Source organism: Priestia megaterium (assembly GCF_041941685.1).
Taxonomy (GTDB): Bacteria; Bacillota; Bacilli; order Bacillales; family Bacillaceae_H; genus Priestia; species Priestia megaterium_C.
This window is the reverse complement of record NZ_CP130958.1, coordinates 4,605,634-4,626,470: the sequence shown is the minus strand read 5'-3', so window position 1 is coordinate 4,626,470 and position 20,837 is coordinate 4,605,634. Positions and strand designations below refer to the sequence as shown.

Genomic DNA, 20,837 nt, shown 5'->3' with positions numbered 1-20,837 from the left:
CATATGAGTGTGAGAAAGAACATGGTTCAGGCGCAGTATTTGTTATCATTTTGTTTATTGGGAGTGAAATTCATTGTCTTTACGTGAAGAAGCATTGCATATGCACCGCATTAACAAAGGCAAACTAGAATCAAAGTCCAAAATTCCTGTTCGAAACGCAGAGGATTTAAGCCTTGCTTATTCCCCTGGTGTAGCAGAACCTTGCAAAGAAATATATGATGATGTAAACAATGTATATGAATATACGATGAAAGGAAATATGGTAGCTGTTGTATCTGATGGCACTGCCGTATTGGGCTTGGGCAATATAGGTCCTGAAGCTGCTCTGCCAGTAATGGAAGGGAAAGCTGTCCTTTTTAAAAGTTTTGCCGGCGTAGATGCATTCCCAATTTGTTTAAACACGACAGATGTGGACAAAATTATAGAAACTGTTAAATTGCTAGAACCTACTTTTGGAGGCGTTAATTTAGAAGATATTGCGGCTCCTAACTGTTTTGAAATTGAAGAGCGGTTGAAAAAGGAAACAAATATCCCGGTTTTTCATGATGATCAGCATGGGACGGCTATTGTTACGGTAGCGGGCCTTCTTAATGCCCTAAAGCTGACAGGAAGAAAAATGTCACAAATCAAAGTGGTAGCGAATGGAGCAGGAGCTGCTGGCATTGCTATTATTAAATTATTATACAGCTATGGAGTGCGCGATATCATTATGTGTGATTCCAAAGGAACGATTTATGACAAGCGTCCTCACGGCATGAACCGTATAAAAGATGAAGTTGCAGCCTATACAAATCGAAGCAAAGTAGAAGGTACGTTAGCTGATGCGTTAGAAGAAGCTGACGTATTTATTGGAGTTTCGGTTGAAGGAGCACTCACACCGGAGATGATTGGAAAGATGAATCCAGACCCAATCATTTTTGCAATGGCAAATCCGGTGCCTGAAATTATGCCAGAAGAAGCTAAAAAGGCTGGCGCGAAAGTAATCGGCACCGGACGTTCTGATTTTCCTAATCAAGTGAACAATGTCTTAGCGTTTCCGGGGATATTCCGAGGTGCACTAGATGTACGTGCTACTCATATTAATGAAAAAATGAAAATGGCTGCAGTTGAGGCCATTGCTAATTTAATTACGGAAGAGGATTTGAATACAGACTATGTGATTCCAGGTCCATTTGATGCACGAGTGGCTCCGGCAGTAGCCGCCGCTGTTGCAAAAGCAGCTATGGAAACAGGCGTTGCCCGAATAAAAGTAAAGCCAGAAGCCGTAGCTGAAAATACACGTCGCTTAGCGATTATTGAATAAGGTTACATCAACTGTTCTTTGACAGGCATGATGCTTCAAGCATGCCTGTTAAAGTAATGTAAAGTGAGTGGTAGTAAACTTGAAGAATGAACGTTCAAAAGTATATGTAGAAGTTCTAAAACAAATTCGCCAGCTAATGGAAGCCGATCGTTTAACTACGGGGGATAAAATCCCGTCAGAACGAGAGCTTTCTGAACGGTTAGGCGCAGGACGTTCTTCCGTTCGAGAAGCGCTCAGAGCGTTAGAGCTAATTGGGTTGATTGAAACTAGAAGAGGTGAAGGTACGTTTATTAAAGAAGTAGGGGATCATCAATTTATTGATTTATTAGCTACTTTTTTAGTACAAGACGGTAAAACAAAATCAGATTTAATTCAGACGAGATATATTCTTGAAAAGAGCTGTTTGTATTTTGTTTTAGCGGAACAGGACGAAATCAATGTTTCGAAAGCAATTCAAAAGCAGAATGACGATTGTTTGAAGAACTTGTTTGACTATTTGTTTTCTTTGCAGCCTAATCGGCTATTACACCGAATCTGGCTGATTATTTGCCGCTTTTCTCAAACTTTTCAACAAAACTCAGCGCCAAGCGACACTCTGATAAGTGAATTAGTAGAGGCGTTAGCTAAAAAAGATGAAGCAGCTGTATTAAATCTTCACCATCAGTGCTACAAACAAGTGTGAAAGAAGGAATTTGACGAAAGAGACATGCCATCTTTCTACACAAAATCAAACAGTCATCTAGTAAAGTAAATAGCAACTAATAAAGTGAAGCGAACAATTCGTCCAATTTTTGTCTATCCGTCACTTGATTTGTATTTGAGGCGGATTTTCACAACTTGTAAATAGTAGAAGAAGAGGAAGAATAAAGGTTCTTATGATAAAGAAAAGAACCAAAAGGAGGTTACACCTTGTTACGAGATTTATTTACAAAAAACACAAAAACTCCAAAAAAACGAAAATATGCTACGATTCCTTCTGAGCATATGAGACAAGATGTACCTGAAGGAATTATGACCAAGTGTAAAAAGTGTAAAAAAATAATGTATACGAAAGAGTTAAATAAAAACTTAAAAGTATGCTTAAACTGTGGATATCATCATCAAATGACAGCACCAGAGCGTATCGAAAGTTTAATCGACAGCGGAACGTTTGTTGAATACGACAAAGATATGACGTCAGAAAATCCTCTTGGGTTCCCTGATTATCTTGAAAAGCTCGAAAAAGATCGTGAGAAAACTAATTTAAGTGAAGCGATTGTTACGGGTGAAGGAGATATTGAAGGAATTAAAGTAGTAGTTGCTGTTATGGATTCACACTTCCGTATGGGAAGCATGGGATCTGTAGTCGGCGAGAAAATTACTCGCGCCATTGAAAAAGCGAAGGAAATGCATGTTCCATTCCTTATTTTCACAGCTTCAGGCGGTGCACGTATGCAAGAAGGTGTTCTGAGCTTGATGCAAATGGCTAAAACTAGCGCAGCTCTTAAAATGTTCAGTGATGAAGGCGGATTAATCATTTCGATTATGACACATCCTACTACAGGAGGCGTGTCAGCAAGCTTTGCTTCGTTAGGTGATTATAATTTAGCCGAGCCGGGCGCGTTAATTGGCTTTGCTGGAAGACGTATTATTGAACAAACAATTAGAGAAGAGCTTCCAGAAGATTTTCAGACGTCGGAATTTCTGTTGAAGCATGGTCAGCTAGACGGAGTTATTGACCGTCATGATTTAAAAGAAACGTTAACAACTATTTTAGATATACACGTAGCAGGAGGTGACATCGAGTGGTAAGCGAATTAGAATTTGAACGTCCAATTGTTGAGTTGCGAAACAAGATTGCAGAGCTTAAAGAGTTTGCTAAAAATACAGAAGTGGATTTATCTAGCGAAATTGATAAGTTAGAAAATCGCTTAGAAAAAGTAGAAAACGATATTTACAATCATCTAAGCCCATGGAACCGTGTTCAAATTGCTCGTCATCCTGAGCGTCCTACAACACTCGATTATATTTCTCGCTTGTTTACAAACTTTTTAGAGTGTCATGGAGATCGCTTTTATGGAGATGATGAAGCAATCGTAGGAGGAATTGCCAAGTTTAATGGTGTGCCTGTTACCGTGATTGGACATCAGAGAGGTAAAGATACGAAAGAAAATATTCGCCGTAATTTTGGTATGCCTCATCCTGAAGGCTACCGTAAAGCACTGCGTCTAATGAAGCAAGCGGAGAAATTTAACCGCCCAATTATTTGCTTTATTGATACAAAAGGAGCTTATCCAGGAAAAGCGGCAGAAGAGCGCGGACAAAGCGAAGCTATTGCGAAAAACCTTTTCGAAATGGCTGGCTTAACTGTACCTGTTATTTGCATTGTAATTGGAGAAGGAGGAAGCGGGGGAGCGTTGGCATTAGGTTTAGGAAATCACCTTCATATGCTTGAGAACTCGACGTATTCAGTTATTTCTCCAGAAGGAGCGGCAGCCATTCTTTGGAAAGATTCTTCTCTTGCGAAAAAAGCTGCTGAAACGATGAAGATTACAGCACCAGATTTGAAAGAACTGGGTATTGTAGATGAAATGGTTTCAGAGGTAAAAGGCGGAGCTCACCGAGATATCGATGCACAAGCTGGATACATGGAGGGCATTATCAAGAAATCATTAAAAGAGCTGATGAATTTATCAAAAGAAGAGCTAGTGGAAGAGCGTTATTTAAAATACAAAAAAATCGGACAATTTGCAGCTGAAAACGATGCCATTACTATAAAATAAAGAAACGTGCACTCTTGAAAAATAAGGGTGCGCGTTTTTGTGCGGTTTGTATAGCCCTTCTCTATTGTGTTTACAAGTTCTTCGTGGTATTTTATAGACAGCAAAAACCTTTAAGTAAAAGTAGAAAAAGAGTGTTTTTTAAAAATTTCCTATGGTTATTAGTAGCTGTGCGAGCGTTTGTCTTTTCTACAAAACGTGAGATACATAAGACAAATTAGGCAGCAAGTATTGCTGTATGAATTGCAGGGAATAGTAAAACAAGAAGCAAACGATGAAGAAATTCATCGTTAAAGTGCTGTGTATTTGTTTGCTATTTGATTCAACGCTACGTAGGTATTTCATAAGTTACACGTAAAGCAAGGTGAACAAGTCAGGGCAACAAGTCAGGGCAACAAGTCAGGGCAACAAAATATTTGTTCACAGCCTGCTAGTACAAGGTTAGTAAAAGAAATAGCTATTTGCCCTATCTAAAGAGTAAATAGTAAATATATAGGAGGAAATTTGAATGCGTAAAACTAAAATTGTATGTACTATTGGACCAGCGAGTGAAAGTGTAGAAAAATTAGTTGAACTAATTAACTCAGGCTTAAACGTTTGTCGTCTAAACTTCTCTCACGGTGACTTTGAAGAGCACGGTGCACGTATTGTTAACATTCGTGAAGCTGCGAAACAAACAGGTAAAACAGTAGGTATCTTACTTGATACAAAAGGACCTGAAATTCGTACAAACACAATGGAAAATGGTGCAATTGAGTTAGAAGAAGGCTCTGAAATCATTGTTTCTATGACAGAAGTAGTGGGAACAACTGAAAAATTCTCAATTACATATCCAGGTCTAATCGATGACGTACACGTAGGATCAAAAATCCTTTTAGATGACGGTTTAATCGGTCTTGAAGTACTAGACATCAATAAAATTGATGGTGAAATCAAAACAAAAGTACTTAACCCTGGTACATTAAAAAATAAAAAAGGTGTAAACGTGCCAAACGTAAGTGTAAACCTTCCTGGTATCACTGAAAAAGATGCAAGCGATATTGTATTCGGTATCGAACAAGGCATTGATTTTATCGCCGCTTCTTTTGTGCGTCGAGCATCTGATGTATTAGAAATTCGTGAACTACTAGAAAAACACAATGCAGCTCACATTCAAATCATCTCAAAAATCGAAAACCAAGAAGGCGTAGATAACATCAAGGAAATTCTTGAAGTTTCAGACGGTTTAATGGTTGCTCGTGGTGACTTAGGAGTAGAAATTCCTGCTGAAGAAGTACCGTTAGTACAAAAAGATCTAATCAAACAATGTAATGCGCTTGGCAAACCAGTTATTACAGCTACACAAATGCTTGATTCAATGCAACGCAACCCGCGCCCGACTCGTGCGGAAGCAAGTGACGTTGCCAATGCTATCTTTGATGGTACAGATGCAATTATGTTATCTGGTGAAACAGCTGCAGGTTCTTACCCAGTTGAAGCTGTACAAACAATGCATTCAATCGCTTCTCGTGCTGAGCAAGCTCTAAACTACTCTGAGATTTTACAACAGCGCAGCAAGCAAGTTGGCCCATCTATTACAGATGCAATTGGACAATCTGTTGTACACACAGCGCTTAACTTAAACGCTAGTGCAATCGTAGCGCCAACAGAAAGTGGTTATACAGCGAAAATCGTTTCTAAATATCGTCCGCAATCTCCAATCGTAGCTGTTGCAGCAAACGATTCTGTTGCACGTCGTCTGTCTCTAGTATGGGGTGTTACACCAGTTGTTGGTGAGCGCGTAAATACAATTGACGATATGTTAGATCACGCTGTAAATGACGCAGTAAAAACAGGCGTTGTAGCACACGGCGACTTAGTGGTTATTACAGCTGGTGTTCCAGTTGGAGAATCAGGTGCAACGAACTTAATGAAAGTTCAAGTTGTAGGTGACGTTCTTGCTAAAGGACAAGGAATTGGTCGTAAAGCAGCAGTTGGCAAAGTAGTTATTGCTAAAACTGCTGAAGAAGCAAATGCAAAAATGACTGAAGGTGCTATCCTTGTTACAAACAGCACAGATCGCGATATGATCAGTGCAATCGAAAAAGCAGGAGCTCTTATTACAGAAGAAGGCGGTCTAACAAGCCATGCAGCTGTAGTAGGGTTAAACTTAAGCATTCCTGTCATTGTAGGCGTAGAAAACGCAACAAGCGTATTCTCAGAAGATCAAGATATTACAGTTGATGCTTCACGTGGTGTCGTATACAACGGACACGCAAGCGTACTGTAAGAACACGTAGATGATAGAAAAAAGAGAAGGGGAATCCTTCTCTTTTTGTTTAGGCAATTCAATAAGCGAAGAGGTGATGATGGTGAGGAAGCTCCTTCCGCTCCTTCTTATTGTACCTGCTGTTGAGGTAATGATTTTGATTTATTCAAGTCATCTCATTGGTGTAATGTCAACATTTTTACTCATTATTGCTACCAGTTTTATTGGTGCGTTTCTAGCGAAAAAACAAGGAACATCTCTTTTTCAAAAGGCACAGCGTCAGATGAGCCAGGGACATGTTCCAAGCGGTGAAATCCTTGATGGTATGTGTGTACTATTTGGCGGACTGTTTCTGCTGTTTCCAGGCTTCTTGACAGATGTTGTAGGCTTTATCTTTTTACTGCCGTTTACACGCAGAATCGTTAAGCCTTTTCTTTTAACGTGGCTAAGAAGATTTTTTCAAGGACGTAATCGAATGACGATTATTCGTTAACTAGAAAGTGTGTGAAAGAAGCTTCTTTCACACACTTTTTCATTTTCCTATAATAAACTGCCACGTTTCTTTAAAAACCCCCGTTGTATGAAGTGTTTTTAGAATAACAAGAATAACAGGGCCAACTATTAATCCGAAAAATCCAATCAATTGATATCCTACAAATAAAGCAATTAATGTAGCGAGAGGATCAAGACCAATGCTTGATGACAAAATTTTTGGTTCCATAATTTGTCGCTGCACAAGTACTACAGCATATAGTACCGAAAGCCCTACAGCAAATGACACGTTATTTGTTGCAAAGGCATAAATCATCCAAGGAACAAAAACCAGTCCTGTTCCGAGGTAAGGAAGAATATCTACTAAGCCAATCAATAAAGCGACTGTAATAGCATAATCAACCCTAAGAACAAGTAAACCAAAAAGAACGATGATTGTGGTAATCGAAATAAGCGTAAGCTGAGCTTTAATAAAACCAAACAGTGCATTTTTAAGCTCCACAACAACTGTCTGTCCATTTTCCCTTACTTTTTTAGGAATAAACACGCTGCTTTTAGCCATCAGCTTGTACCAATCTTTACTAATAAAAAAAGTAGCCAGTAATGAAAAAATAATCACAGTAGCTGCATTAGGCAACACGGATAAAAGTACTGGGATGCTTTGCAATACATTTTGCAGAAAATCGCCCACCGTTTGAGCGATATGGTTGCCTACCCCTTTAATGTTCGATAAAATAGTTGCTTGCTGACCGGTATTTAAGTTATTAAACATAGAAGTAATGCGTTCATAAAACGGAAGTATTTGTTCTGTAGCAATATTTTCAATAAATATGACCACTTCTTTGAAATTTGTGGGAACAACTTTCGCTAAATACGTACTTCCTGCAATGATTTCTGTGATAAGTAACGTAATAAGTCCGGCCAAAAGAGAGAAGATAAGAACCATTGACAGTAAAACAGCTAAGTAGCGGGGTAAACGCAGCTTCAATTCAAATAGATTAACCATAGGATTTATAAAAAAAGCGATGCAGCAGGCGATAATAAATGGATATATGAGAGAAGAGACATAATAACTAAGAAATATAGATGCTGCAATAATTACCAACACACAAGCTAAGCGAAATAGTCGATGTAAATGAAGCTTGTACACAATAAATAGAGGCCTCCTTGTAAACGATAGTCAACAAAAGAAAAAGCTACTCATAAAATATTTACGTAATAAGCTTTAGATTTATCACAATGAAAAAAGAAAGGATGAGTAAAATGTTCTCACAACCCATGCTTTTTTTAGCTGTTTTACTCGTAATTGGATTAGTGGCTAAAAATCAATCATTAATCATTGCAGTTGCATTTTTACTTATTTTAAAATTAATCGGGTTAGACGGTAAGGTTTTTCCGTTTCTACAATCAAAAGGAATTAATATTGGAGTAACGGTTATTACAATTGCCGTTCTTGTACCAATTGCAACAGGAGACATAGGATTCAAACAATTAGGAGAGGCCGTGAAATCTTCTTATGCCTGGATTGCTCTAGGAGCCGGAATTGCTGTAGCAATTATTGCCAAATATGGACTTACACTCTTGGAAGATGATCCGCATATTACGACTGCTTTAGTTTTTGGCACAATTCTTGCTGTGGCGCTGTTTCAAGGGGTAGCAGTAGGTCCTTTAATCGGTGCTGGAATCGCTTATTTATTTATGAAATTAACTGAACTTTTTTCGTAGAAATTTTTGTATAATAATAATTTTTTTAAAATTTCTTCTCTCTTTTGATTCACAAAAGTCAGATAATTGTTTATAATATATTTTGAGGCCGCATCTTTTTACATACAATTGTATGTTTTACCTATAGGGCTGTAACAAAGCAATGACACATGCAGATGTTTTGATTTTGTGTGTTATTGAAACAAATGGAAATGTAAGCATTTTCTTTACGTGGGGTGAAGGAATGTTCTTCCAAGATATATATTCAAAAGAGGCGCTTCGTATATCATTTAATGTCTAGTTGAGCATAGGCTCAATTTTGTTTTTCACGTTTTACACAGAAAGGTATGGGGAATTTTTTCTGTAAAGGAGTGGAGATTTATGACAGCAACTCGAGGTCTAGAAGGGGTAGTCGCTACAACGTCAGCAGTAAGTTCAATTATTGATGACACTTTAACATATCAAGGCTACAATATTGATGATTTAGCGAATTATGCAACATTTGAAGAAGTGGTGTATTTACTATGGCACGGAAAATTACCTAACAAAGAAGAATTATCTGTGTTTTCTAGATTACTAGCAGAAAACGCTAAATTACCCCAAGAAGTCTTAGATCATTTCAAAACTTATCCAATTAAAGATGTTCATCCAATGGCAGCTTTAAGAACAGTCGTATCACTATTGGGGTTGTACGATCCTGAAGCTGATTTAATGGATGAAGAAGCAAATTATCGCAAAGCTGTTCGTTTGCAAGCACAATTACCAACGGTGGTAACGGCTTTTTCAAGAGTCCGTAACGGATTAGAGCCAATTGAACCAAACGAAAACTATAGCATTGCCGCTAACTTTTTATATATGTTAACCGGCGAAGAGCCAACTGATATCCAAGTAGAGGCATTTGATAAAGCACTTGTCTTACACGCTGACCATGAGCTAAATGCTTCAACTTTTACAGCTCGTGTCTGTGTGGCAACGTTATCCGATATTTATTCAGGAATTACAGCCGCTATTGGAGCGTTAAAGGGTCCTCTTCACGGGGGAGCGAATGAAGCTGTTATGAAAATGTTGTCTGACATTCAAACAGTTGAAAACGCGGAACCTTATATTCGCGAAAAGCTCGCGAAAAAAGAAAAGATTATGGGATTTGGACATCGTGTGTATCAGCAGGGTGATCCTCGTGCCAAGCACTTGAAAGAAATGTCTGAAAAACTTACCAAACAAGCAGGAGATACAACGCTATACGATATGTCAGTGAAAATTGAAGAGATCGTAACAGGCGAGAAAAAGCTTCCGCCAAACGTTGATTTCTATTCAGCTTCTGTATACCACAGCTTAGGGATTGATCACGATCTATTTACTCCGATCTTTGCCGTAAGCCGCGTATCAGGATGGATTGCTCACATTTTAGAGCAGTATTCAAACAATCGTTTGATTCGTCCAAGAGCTGATTATATCGGTCCTGGAAAACAAACGTACATTCCGCTTGAAGAGCGCAGCTAAACAATGTGACGAAGGTGCTCACGTTCGTTGAGCACTTTTCCATAAGTGAAAGTAGACAAATTTTTTAAGGAGGTCATTCTCATGACAAAAGGTGAACAAATTTCTGTAGCAAACGGCGTGTTAAACGTACCAAATAACCCAATTATTCCATTTATCGAAGGTGACGGAATTGGTCCGGATATCTGGGCAGCAGCTTCTCGCGTATTAGAAGCAGCGGTTGCAAAAGCATACAATGGTGAAAAAGAAATCGTTTGGAAAGAAGTATTAGCAGGTGAAAAAGCATTTAATCAAACTGGCGAATGGTTACCGGAAGAAACGTTAGATGCAATTCGCGAATACATAATTGCAATCAAAGGACCATTAACAACACCAGTAGGCGGTGGAATTCGTTCTCTAAACGTGGCATTGCGTCAAGAATTAGACTTATTCACATGCTTACGTCCTGTTCGCTACTTTGACGGCGTACCTTCTCCAATTAAGCGCCCTGAAGATACAGATATGGTTATCTTCCGTGAAAATACTGAAGATATTTATGCTGGTATTGAATATGCGAAGGGTTCTGAAGAAGTACAAAAGCTTGTTTCATTCCTACAAACGGAATTAGGCGTAAATAAAATCCGTTTCCCTGAAACTTCTGGATTAGGTATTAAGCCTATTTCTTCTGAAGGAACAGAGCGTCTTGTGCGTGCAGCAATCAACTATGCAATTGAACAAGGCCGCAAATCTGTGACGCTTGTACACAAAGGTAACATTATGAAATATACAGAAGGCGCATTTAAAAATTGGGGCTATGAGCTAGCTGAAAAAGAATTCGGCGATAAAGTATTTACTTGGGCTCAATATGACCGCATCGTTGAAAAAGAAGGTGCACAGGCTGCAAACAAAGCTCAAGCAGAAGCGGAAGCAGCAGGAAAAATTATTGTAAAAGATTCAATTGCAGATATCTTCTTACAACAAATTTTAACTCGTCCACGTGAATTCGATGTAGTAGCAACAATGAATTTAAATGGAGATTACATTTCAGATGCATTAGCAGCACAAGTTGGTGGTATCGGAATTGCTCCAGGGGCAAATATCAACTACGAAACTGGACATGCTATCTTTGAAGCAACTCACGGTACAGCACCTAAATATGCTGGTTTAGATAAAGTAAACCCATCTTCTGTATTATTATCAGGTGTGTTAATGCTTGAACACCTTGGCTGGAATGAAGCAGCGGATTTAATCATGAAATCAATGGAAAAAACAATTGCTTCAAAAGTAGTAACATATGATTTCGCACGTTTAATGGACGGCGCAACAGAAGTGAAGTGTTCAGAGTTTGCTGATGAATTAATTAGCAATCTAGGAAAACAAGTAACAGTTTAATAGCTATTCATTTAGGGGAGGAATTATAATGGCAAATATGCGTAAAAAAGTATCTGTTATCGGAGCGGGCTTTACGGGAGCTACAACTGCTTTTTTAATTGGTCAAAAAGAATTAGCTGATGTTGTATTAGTTGATATTCCGCAATTAGAAAACCCAGCTAAAGGTAAAGCGCTGGATATGTTAGAAGCAAGTCCTGTACAAGGCTTTGACGCTAACATTACAGGAACAGCCAACTACGAAGACACAGCTGATTCTGACATTGTCATTATTACAGCTGGTATCGCGCGTAAGCCAGGTATGAGTCGCGATGATTTAGTAACAACGAACCAAAAAATCATGAAGTCTGTTACTCAAGAAGTTGTTAAATACTCGCCAAACTGTCATATTATCGTGTTGACAAACCCGGTAGATGCTATGACGTACACAGTATTTAAAGAATCTGGCTTTCCTAAAAACCGCGTAATCGGTCAATCAGGCGTATTAGATTCTGCACGTTTCCGTACGTTCGTAGCGCAGGAGTTAAACATTTCAGTAAAAGATATCACAGGTTTTGTACTTGGTGGACATGGTGATGATATGGTACCTCTTGTACGCTACTCATATGCTGGCGGTATTCCTCTTGAAACGCTTATTCCAAAAGCGCGCCTTGAAGCAATTGTTGAACGAACACGCAAAGGCGGCGGCGAGATCGTTAACTTATTAGGCAACGGAAGTGCGTACTATGCTCCTGCTGCTTCTTTAGTGGAAATGACAGAAGCGATCTTAAAAGATCAGCGTCGTATTTTACCAGCGATTGCTTACCTAGAGGGTGAATATGGTTATAACGGCATCTACTTAGGTGTTCCAACCGTATTAGGAGCTGGAGGAATTGAGCAAGTAATTGAATTAGAACTGACTGATTCTGAAAAAGCTGCGTTAGATCAATCAGCAAAATCAGTCAAAACTGTCATGGGTGTATTAGCTTAATACAATAAAATAGGTTTGAGTATAGGTTTTTATCAATATTCAAACAATAGTCACAAGGAAAATTCGGGGGAAACCTCGAATTTTTCTTGTATATGGAGAAAGAAGAGCTATTACTTTATACAAAAGGTGGAATGATGATGGTATTAGGTAAAAAACAAAAAATAGGCCGAAGTATTGAAGATATAAAAGTTGGAGAAAAATTAACGCTAACGGAACGAATTGAAGATAAAGATATCTTATTGTACTTAGGACTGACAAATGATTCGAACCCTTTATATATTCAGCATGATTACGCATCTCAGACACCTTTTAAAAAACCTATTGTGCCAAGTATTATGATTACCGGTATTATGACAGCAGCCATTTCAAAGTATTTGCCCGGACCTGGAAGCCACGTTGCAGAACATACGGTAGCCTTCCCCAAAAAGATTCATCATTATAGCACGATTGAATTTTTATTTGAAGTGACAGAGGTAGATGTTTCTTCTAGAACTGTTACGATTGAGGTGGAAGCGGTCAATGAGCAAAAAGAGAAAGTAGTAACGGCGCGGTTTCTTGTGTATCCGCCGTTTAGACTTCCATCAGTAGAGACACACGACTTTGAAAATTTTTAAAACGCCTTAAATATTTATAAATATAGAAGAAACTGTTTGGTCATATTTTCTGAAAATGTTGAAATGTATTGGAGAACGAGGCTAAAACATTGTATGATAAGAGAAGATAAATAGAAAATAATATCATTTGGATGAAGCTGCGGTTTAATTTAACTAGATGGAGGCTTATATCGTTAATATGAGTAAGAAATTATTAGTCGTAGATGATGAACAATCAATTTCAACATTATTACAATATAATTTACAACAAGCTGGCTTTACAGTAGAAACAGCTGAAGACGGGGAAGAAGGATACAACAAGGCACTAGAAGGAAAACCGGATTTAATTGTGTTAGACTTGATGCTTCCTAAGATGGATGGAATTGAAGTTTGTAAAAAGCTTCGTCAGCAAAAAGTGATGACGCCTATTTTAATGTTAACTGCAAAAGACGATGAGTTTGACAAAGTATTAGGGTTAGAGCTTGGCGCAGATGACTACATGACGAAACCATTTAGTCCTCGAGAAGTAGTAGCGCGTGTAAAAGCCATTTTACGCAGAACACAAATTATTGCTCAGGAAAATGAACAAGAGGAAGATGGCGAGCGCATCATGATCGGAGATTTGAAAATTCTTCCAGATCATTATGAGGCCTACTTTAATAAAGAGCAGCTTGAGCTTACTCCAAAAGAATTTGAGCTATTATTATATTTGGCAAAATACAAAGGACGGGTATTAACTCGTGATCAGCTGCTAAGTGCAGTGTGGAATTATGATTTTGCCGGAGATACGCGAATTGTAGATGTGCACATCAGCCATTTGCGTGAGAAAATTGAACACAATACGCGAAAACCTGTTTATATAAAAACGATTAGAGGATTAGGATATAAGCTGGAGGAACCAAAGGTAGATGAATAAATTTCGTTCAAGGCTACTTTTGGCTCTATTAATACTTATTATTATTGTATTAGTAGGTCTTGGCCTGCTGCTGGGACAGTTGTTTAAAAACTTTTATTTTCAGACGTTTCAAGAGCGAATGGAAAAAGAGGCAAAGCTTGTAGAAATGTACATTAGCGAAGAAGGTATCACAAGTCCTGCTTTAAAATCTAAAGTTGATAAAATCAGCCATTCGTTAAGTGTACGAACGACTATCGTTCAAAAAGACGGAAAAATATTAGTTGACTCAAATCCAGTCAGCAAGCAGCAAAGAATCGAAAAAAGTATCGTAATTCAACAAGTATTAAAAAAGCAGTTAAACAGTAAAAAAAGCTTTGATCAAATTAAAGAAGATTACGACTTATATTACTATGGTATCCCGCTTATTATAGAAGGTAAGCAAGAGGGATTTGTTGTGCTGAGTACATCGTTTGATTCATTAAAACAAGTAAATCAGCAAATTTGGGGCCTTCTTATTGGAAGCTTAGGTCTAGCTTTGATTGTAATCTTACTCTTAGGTGTAAAGATTATGGGACGCTATACCCGTCCTATTGAATCGGCAACCAAGGTGGCTATGGAACTTGCAAAAGGGAATTATAAAGCTCGTACATATGAAGATTATGTAGATGAAACAGGGATGCTGAGTCAGTCTATTAACGCACTTGCTCGTAATCTGCAAGAGTCTATCACTAATCAAGAAATGCAGCAGGACAGGCTGCGCACGCTAATTGAAAATATGGGAAGCGGCATGCTTCTTATCGATAGTCGAGGCTATATAAACTTAGTGAATCGAGCTTATAAAGAGCAGTTTCATATACATCCGGATGACTTCCTTTATCATTTGTATTACGAGGTATTTGAGCATAAAGAAATCATTAAGCTTGTGGAAAAAATATTCATGACGGAAGTAAAGGTTCGAAAACAAGTGGTTCTGCCTTTAAATATTGAACGAAGATATTTTGATGTTTACGGCGCGCCGATTATTGGCTTAAACGATGAATGGAAAGGGATTGTGCTTGTTTTCCATGATATTACCGAGCTAAAAAAACTAGAACAAGTTCGCCGTGACTTTGTAGCGAATGTGTCTCATGAACTAAAAACTCCTATTACGTCTATAAAAGGGTTTAGTGAGACATTGTTAGACGGTGCCATGGAAGATCCACAGCTGCGCCGGCAGTTTCTATCTATCATTTTAACGGAAAGTCAGCGCATGGAGAGCTTGATTCAAGATCTTTTAGATTTGTCTAAAGTTGAACAGCAAGGGTTTAAACTAAGCATTCATTCAGTAGATTTGAATACGCTTCTTTACGAAGTGACGACAGTGCTATCAAACCGAGCGACTGAAAAAGAAATCACGCTAACGTTAGATACGCTTCCTGAAGAAGCGTGGATTGATGGTGACAGTCAGCGCCTTATGCAAGTGTTTGTTAACTTAATCGGCAATGCGCTCATGTATACAATGCCTGGAGGAACTGTTCACGTTTCGCTTGAAGAGGAAGAAGAAACGATTACAGTTCATGTTCAAGATACGGGTATCGGTATTGATTCTCATGAAATTTCACGTATTTTTGAGCGCTTTTACCGAGTAGATAAAGCAAGAAGCCGTAATTCCGGAGGAACAGGTCTTGGATTAGCAATTGTTAAACATCTTGTTGAAGCTCATAAAGGGGAAATTGAAGTGAAAAGTGAAGTCAATAAAGGGACAACTTTTTCGGTGAAGCTGCACAAGTATTTGCCGCAGATGTAAAATGTTTACGTTCCTTTTACAATTTATTTAATGTAGCTTAATAATTAATTGATACAATTTTTCATGGAAACCCCTTCATCCAAGGAGCCAATGTGTAAGGCGAAAATAGCTTTAACCGTGCTATTTTCGCCGATTCTTTTTGACAATTTCTATCCATTCACATGCTACACCGCCTAAAATAACTAGGCGGTGTTTTTATTTTATGATGTACAGATCTTATCACCACATGAAAATAAAACGTTGAATTCAAGAGTACTTTTTGTCCTTAAAGCTTATTGTTTGCTAAAATAAAGGTAAGATAAGAAGAGAGCGAAATGGAGGAACATGAATGACACAAAAACTAGTATTAATTGACGGGAATAGTATTGCCTACCGTGCATTTTTTGCTTTGCCGCTTTTAAACAATGATAAAGGAATACATACAAATGCCATATATGGCTTTACTACAATGCTGACACGTATCTTAGAGGAAGAGAAGCCAACGCATTTACTTGTGGCATTTGATGCAGGGAAAACAACGTTTCGCCACAAAACATTTACAGAATACAAAGGAGGCAGACAAAAGACGCCTCCTGAACTTTCAGAGCAGTTTCCCTTTATTCGTGAGTTATTAGATGCATATGGGATTAAGCGCTATGAACTGCCTGATTATGAAGCAGATGATATTATCGGTACACTTTCAAAACAAGCTGAACAAAAAGGAATGGCCGTAAAAGTCATTTCCGGGGACAAAGATTTACTTCAGCTTGTGTCAGAACATGTAACCGTAGATATTACGAGAAAAGGGATTACAGATGTCGATTCCTATACGCCTGCAGCCATTGATGAAAAGTATGGTATTACGGCTGCACAAATTATTGATATGAAAGGTCTTATGGGGGACAGCTCGGATAATATCCCAGGCGTGCCGGGAGTCGGCGAAAAAACAGCCTTAAAGCTATTAAAAGAGTTTGAAACGGTTGAAAATGTATTGGAATCTATCGATCAAGTCAGCGGTAAAAAATTAAAAGAAAAGCTGGAAGATAATCGTGAATCAGCCATCATGAGTAAAAAGCTTGCAACTATTTATTGCGAAGCGCCTCTTGAAGTATCAGTAGAAGATGTAAAGTATGACGGGTTTGAATCTTCAAAGGTCGTCTCTTTATTTAAAGAGCTTGGGTTTAATTCTCTGCTTGCTAAATTTGGTGAATCAGCAGAAGAGGAAGCAGATTTTGAAGAACTGACGTTTGAAATAGCGCAGGAAGTTCACGATGATATGTTAACAAGCGAAGCAGCTCTGATCGTAGAAGGGTATGAAGAAAACTACCATCACAATCAGCTGCTCGGTTTTGGAATCAGCAACAAAAATGGCCACTATTTTATTGATAAAGATACAGCTCTTTCATCTTCTAAATTTAAAGCATGGTTAGAAGATGGACGTGTAAAAAAGACGGTGTTTAATGGGAAGCGTACGATCGTATCGTTAAAATGGGCGGGGCATGAAATTAAAGGAATTGAACATGATGTAATGATTGCTTCTTACATCTTGAATCCTGCTGAGGCAAATGATGACCTAGCGACAATTGCAAAATTAAAAGGATACCACCAAGTGCAATCAGATGAAGCTGTGTATGGAAAAGGAGCTAAGCGAAGCATTGCGGAAGCTGATCAGCTAGCTGAGCATGTTATAAGAAAAGCAGCCGCCGTAGCTTATTTAAAAGAAGTGTTAGAAAAAGAATTGGTTGAAAATGAACAGTTTGAGCTGTTTGAGAAGCTTGAAATGCCTCTTGCCATTGTCCTTGCTGATATGGAATATCAAGGGGTGAAAATTGACCGCGCGCGTTTGGATGAAATGGGCGAAGATCTTCGAGAGCAGCTTGAAAAAATTGAAGCGAAAATCTACGAATACGCTGGACAAGAATTCAATATTAATTCGCCAAAGCAGCTAGGAGTTGTTCTTTTTGAAAAAATGCAGCTTCCAGTCATAAAGAAAACAAAAACAGGCTATTCCACATCAGCCGATGTATTAGAGCAATTAGCTAGTATCCATGATATTATCCCAGAGATTTTACAATACCGTCAGCTAGGAAAATTACAGTCTACGTATATTGAAGGATTAAAAAAGGTTATTCATGAAAGCGATGGAAAAGTTCATACCCGCTTTAATCAAACGTTAACTCAAACGGGAAGGTTAAGCTCAGTAGATCCTAACTTGCAAAACATCCCGATTCGTCTTGAAGAAGGTAAAAAAATAAGAGGTGCGTTTGTGCCTTCACAGCCTGATTGGTTAATATTTGCGGCGGATTATTCACAAATTGAGCTGCGCGTACTGGCTCATATTGCAGATGATGAAAAGCTAATTGATGCGTTTAAGCATGACTTAGATATTCATACGAAAACAGCGATGGATGTGTTCCACGTCAAAAGAGAAGAAGTAACGTCGAATATGCGCCGCCAGGCTAAAGCAGTTAATTTTGGAATCGTCTATGGCATCAGTGATTACGGTTTATCGCAAAGTTTAGGAATTACAAGAAAAGCAGCGGCTACTTTTATTGAACGCTATTTAAAAAGCTTCCCGGGTGTACAGGAGTATATGGATACGATCGTACGCGATGCAAAAGAAAAGGGATATGTAACAACGCTCTTGCACCGCCGACGTTACTTGCCTGAAATTACGAGCCGAAACTTTAACCTTCGGAGCTTCGCTGAGCGTACGGCTATGAATACGCCTATCCAAGGGACAGCAGCTGATATTATTAAAAAAGCAATGATTGAAATGGATAAGCGCTTAAAAGATGAAAATCTTCAGGCTAAGCTGCTGCTTCAAGTACACGATGAGCTGATTTTTGAAGCTCCAGAAGAAGAAATTAAAATTTTAGAGAAAATCGTACCAGAAGTAATGGAGAACGCTTTAGAGCTAGAAGTTCCGTTGAAAGTAGATTATTCTTACGGAAAGACTTGGTACGAAGCAAAGTAGTGGAAAAAGGATGTGACAAACGTGCCAGAATTACCAGAAGTTGAAACCGTCAGACGTACGTTAATTGAATTAGCCAGTGGAAAGACCATTGAGCGTGTAACAGTTAAATGGCCTAATATTATCAAACGTCCTGAACAAGTTGAACAGTTTTGTGATGCGCTTGTTGGACAAACCATTCGAGATGTTGAACGCAGAGGTAAATTTTTAAAAATTGTGCTCGATGATTATACGATGGTTTCTCATTTGCGTATGGAAGGGAAATATGCTCTCCATGGGAATGCAGAAGAACCGGATAAGCATGTACACGTCTTTTTTCACTTCACGGATGGAACGGAATTGCGATACCGGGATGTAAGGAAGTTTGGTACTATGCACTTATTTAAAAAGGGAGAGGAAGATCTGTTTCCTCCTCTTATTGGCCTTGGACCTGAACCGTTTGACGAAACATTTAATCCTAGTCAATTAAAAATGAGAATCGGCAAAACCTCTCGAAAAATCAAGCCGGTTTTACTCGATCAAAATGTCGTGGTTGGGCTCGGAAATATTTATGTAGATGAAGCACTGTTTCGCGCAGGGATTCATCCTGAACGAGTGGCCAGCCAATTAACAGACGAAGAGTATGAAAAATTGTACGAAGAAATTGTAGCGACTCTTCAAGAAGCTGTGAAACAAGGAGGCAGCACAATTCGCACGTATGTAAACACACAGGGACAAATAGGCATGTTTCAGCAGCAGCTTTATGTGTACGGAAGAAAAGGCGAATTCTGTAAAATGTGCGGTACCCCAATTGAAAAATTTGTTGTAGGCGGTAGAGGAACACATATCTGCCCAAATTGTCAGCCGGCTAAAAAATAACAATGGATGGGCTCCTTTCATATACTACGTATAGACAAAAAGGAAAGGAGTCCTCTCATCATGATAACATTTTCTTTACTTATTCTTGCTTTTGCCGTAAGTCTTGACAGCTTTAGCGTTGGCCTGACATACGGACTTCGAAAGGTGAAAATCCCGCTGAAATCCATTTTTATTATTTCATGTTGCTCAGCATTTTCTTTAATGTTTTCTATGTTTTTAGGAAAAGTACTTACGCATCTATTTTCAGTGGATGTACTAAATAAAGTAGGCGGAGGTATTCTTGTTCTGCTTGGGATGTGGATTTTATACCAGTTTTTTTGTCCGGCAGATTCATCTCGAGTGAAAGAAGAAAAAACATTAGTGAAAATTGAAATTAAGTCAATTGGCCTAGTCATCAACGTATTGAAAAAGCCAATTGCAGCAGATTTAGATAATTCAGGTTCCATCAATGGAATTGAAGCATTTATACTTGGAATTGCATTATCTCTGGATGCATTTGGAGCAGGGTTTGGAGCGGCTTTATTAGGTTATTCGCCGTATGCTCTAGCAATTGCTGTAGCTCTTATGAGTTCTCTTTTTTTAAGTGCGGGCATACAGTTTGGCAAGGTTTTTTCACGTTTATCATGGATGAAAATGTTCTCGTTTGTACCAGGAGTTCTGCTCATTATTTTAGGTATTTTTAGATTTTAAATAAAGGGATAAAGGAGAGGCCAATGTCAATTGTAATTGGATTAACGGGCGGAATTGCAAGCGGAAAAAGCACGGTAACCGGAATGCTGAGAGATATCAATATTCCAGTAATTGATGCTGATCACATTGCAAAAGAAGTCGTAGAACCAGGAAAAGAAGCATACAAACAAATTGTCGAGACGTTCGGCCGTTCTATTCTTCACGAGAATGCGGAGATCAATCGAGCGGCTTTAGGGGGAATTGTGTTTTATCAAGAGGAAGAACGTAAAAAGTTGAATGCAATTGTACATCCTGCCGTAAGAAAAGAAATGCTTTCTCAAAAGGAAAGCTATATAGAGGAAGGTTACGAAGCCGTTGTATTAGATATTCCGCTGCTGTTTGAAAGTGATTTGACACACTTAGTCGATAAAGTAGTGGTTGTATATGTCGATGAGTCTGTGCAGCTAGAAAGGTTAAAGTCGCGTAATAACCTCTCGGCCGAGGATGCCTATGCGCGTATCCATGCACAGCTGCCTTTGATTCAAAAAGTAGCCTTAGCCGATGCGGTGATCAATAACAACGGTCCTGTAGAGGAAACAAAACAACAGCTTTTAAGTATATTAGCCCTATGGCTAGATTAAAGAGTGAATGATTGCATTCACTCTTTTTTTATTGGGAATATTTAAGGGCTTCTAAAAAAGAATGTGTTAAATATTTGTTCTCGCTATATACATATAGTAAA

Annotated in this window: 18 protein-coding genes; 17 read left to right on the top strand and 1 reads right to left on the bottom strand. The window is 38.5% G+C overall.

Annotation, left to right across the window (positions count from 1 at the left end; all coding sequences use genetic code 11):
• Positions 1-73 precede the first annotated feature (73 nt).
• The 6 genes from Q5794_RS24495 (at position 74) to Q5794_RS24470 (ending at position 6,803) form a co-directional block, all read left to right on the top strand.
• The gene (locus Q5794_RS24495) at positions 74-1,303 is read left to right on the top strand and encodes an NADP-dependent malic enzyme (protein ID WP_013059453.1); all 1,230 of its coding nucleotides are present in this window, start codon (positions 74-76) and stop codon (positions 1,301-1,303) included.
• Between the two features lie 79 nt (positions 1,304-1,382).
• Entirely contained in the window at positions 1,383-1,985 is a 603-nt protein-coding gene (locus Q5794_RS24490; protein WP_214984202.1) for a FadR/GntR family transcriptional regulator, read from the top strand.
• A gap of 227 nt (positions 1,986-2,212) precedes the next feature.
• Entirely contained in the window at positions 2,213-3,094 is an 882-nt protein-coding gene (accD, locus tag Q5794_RS24485) for an acetyl-CoA carboxylase, carboxyltransferase subunit beta (RefSeq protein ID WP_013059451.1), read from the top strand.
• Positions 3,088-4,065: an acetyl-CoA carboxylase carboxyl transferase subunit alpha gene (gene accA / locus Q5794_RS24480; protein WP_013059450.1), complete on the top strand. Its 978-nt coding sequence runs from the start codon at positions 3,088-3,090 to the stop codon at positions 4,063-4,065. Before accD ends, accA begins: the two co-directional genes overlap by 7 nt.
• A gap of 505 nt (positions 4,066-4,570) precedes the next feature.
• On the top strand, positions 4,571-6,331 hold the full coding sequence (gene pyk / locus Q5794_RS24475; RefSeq protein ID WP_214984203.1) for a pyruvate kinase: 1,761 nt from the start codon (positions 4,571-4,573) through the stop codon (positions 6,329-6,331).
• Positions 6,332-6,341: 10 nt separating this feature from the next.
• Positions 6,342-6,803 (top strand): FxsA family protein, encoded by a 462-nt coding sequence (locus Q5794_RS24470; RefSeq protein ID WP_013085196.1) that lies wholly within the window; start codon positions 6,342-6,344, stop codon positions 6,801-6,803.
• A gap of 39 nt (positions 6,804-6,842) precedes the next feature.
• Here Q5794_RS24470 and ytvI read toward each other — a convergent pair whose 3' ends face one another.
• Positions 6,843-7,952 (bottom strand): sporulation integral membrane protein YtvI, encoded by a 1,110-nt coding sequence (gene ytvI, locus Q5794_RS24465; protein ID WP_214984204.1) that lies wholly within the window; start codon positions 7,950-7,952, stop codon positions 6,843-6,845.
• Between the two features lie 113 nt (positions 7,953-8,065).
• Between ytvI and Q5794_RS24460 the strand changes: the two genes are divergently transcribed.
• The 11 genes from Q5794_RS24460 (at position 8,066) to coaE (ending at position 20,736) form a co-directional block, all read left to right on the top strand.
• The gene (locus Q5794_RS24460; RefSeq protein WP_013059446.1) at positions 8,066-8,527 is read left to right on the top strand and encodes a DUF441 domain-containing protein; all 462 of its coding nucleotides are present in this window, start codon (positions 8,066-8,068) and stop codon (positions 8,525-8,527) included.
• Positions 8,528-8,887: 360 nt separating this feature from the next.
• Positions 8,888-10,006, top strand: a complete 1,119-nt coding sequence (gene citZ / locus Q5794_RS24455; protein ID WP_016765709.1) for a citrate synthase — start codon at positions 8,888-8,890, stop codon at positions 10,004-10,006.
• Between the two features lie 75 nt (positions 10,007-10,081).
• On the top strand, positions 10,082-11,374 hold the full coding sequence (gene icd, locus Q5794_RS24450; protein ID WP_255255780.1) for an NADP-dependent isocitrate dehydrogenase: 1,293 nt from the start codon (positions 10,082-10,084) through the stop codon (positions 11,372-11,374).
• 28 nt (positions 11,375-11,402) lie between these two features.
• On the top strand, positions 11,403-12,341 hold the full coding sequence (gene mdh, locus Q5794_RS24445) for a malate dehydrogenase (RefSeq protein ID WP_192995613.1): 939 nt from the start codon (positions 11,403-11,405) through the stop codon (positions 12,339-12,341).
• 137 nt (positions 12,342-12,478) lie between these two features.
• Complete coding sequence (locus tag Q5794_RS24440) at positions 12,479-12,955, top strand: MaoC/PaaZ C-terminal domain-containing protein (protein ID WP_016765707.1); 477 nt, start codon at positions 12,479-12,481, stop codon at positions 12,953-12,955.
• 178 nt (positions 12,956-13,133) lie between these two features.
• On the top strand, positions 13,134-13,850 hold the full coding sequence (locus tag Q5794_RS24435) for a response regulator transcription factor (protein WP_214984205.1): 717 nt from the start codon (positions 13,134-13,136) through the stop codon (positions 13,848-13,850).
• Positions 13,843-15,615 carry a two-component system histidine kinase PnpS gene (gene pnpS / locus Q5794_RS24430; RefSeq protein WP_374988498.1) on the top strand — a complete coding sequence of 591 codons (1,773 nt, stop codon included), beginning with the start codon at positions 13,843-13,845 and terminating at the stop codon, positions 15,613-15,615. Before Q5794_RS24435 ends, pnpS begins: the two co-directional genes overlap by 8 nt.
• A 328-nt stretch (positions 15,616-15,943) precedes the next feature.
• Positions 15,944-18,571: a DNA polymerase I gene (gene polA, locus Q5794_RS24425; RefSeq protein WP_374988497.1), complete on the top strand. Its 2,628-nt coding sequence runs from the start codon at positions 15,944-15,946 to the stop codon at positions 18,569-18,571.
• Positions 18,572-18,592: 21 nt separating this feature from the next.
• A complete protein-coding gene (gene mutM / locus Q5794_RS24420; protein ID WP_192995624.1) occupies positions 18,593-19,426 on the top strand; it encodes a DNA-formamidopyrimidine glycosylase in 834 nt (277 codons plus the stop codon).
• Positions 19,427-19,486: 60 nt separating this feature from the next.
• Positions 19,487-20,116 (top strand): sporulation membrane protein YtaF, encoded by a 630-nt coding sequence (gene ytaF, locus Q5794_RS24415; RefSeq protein WP_028410526.1) that lies wholly within the window; start codon positions 19,487-19,489, stop codon positions 20,114-20,116.
• A 23-nt stretch (positions 20,117-20,139) separates the two neighbouring features.
• Positions 20,140-20,736: a dephospho-CoA kinase gene (gene coaE / locus Q5794_RS24410; protein WP_214984207.1), complete on the top strand. Its 597-nt coding sequence runs from the start codon at positions 20,140-20,142 to the stop codon at positions 20,734-20,736.
• The last annotated feature ends 101 nt before the right edge of the window (positions 20,737-20,837 follow it).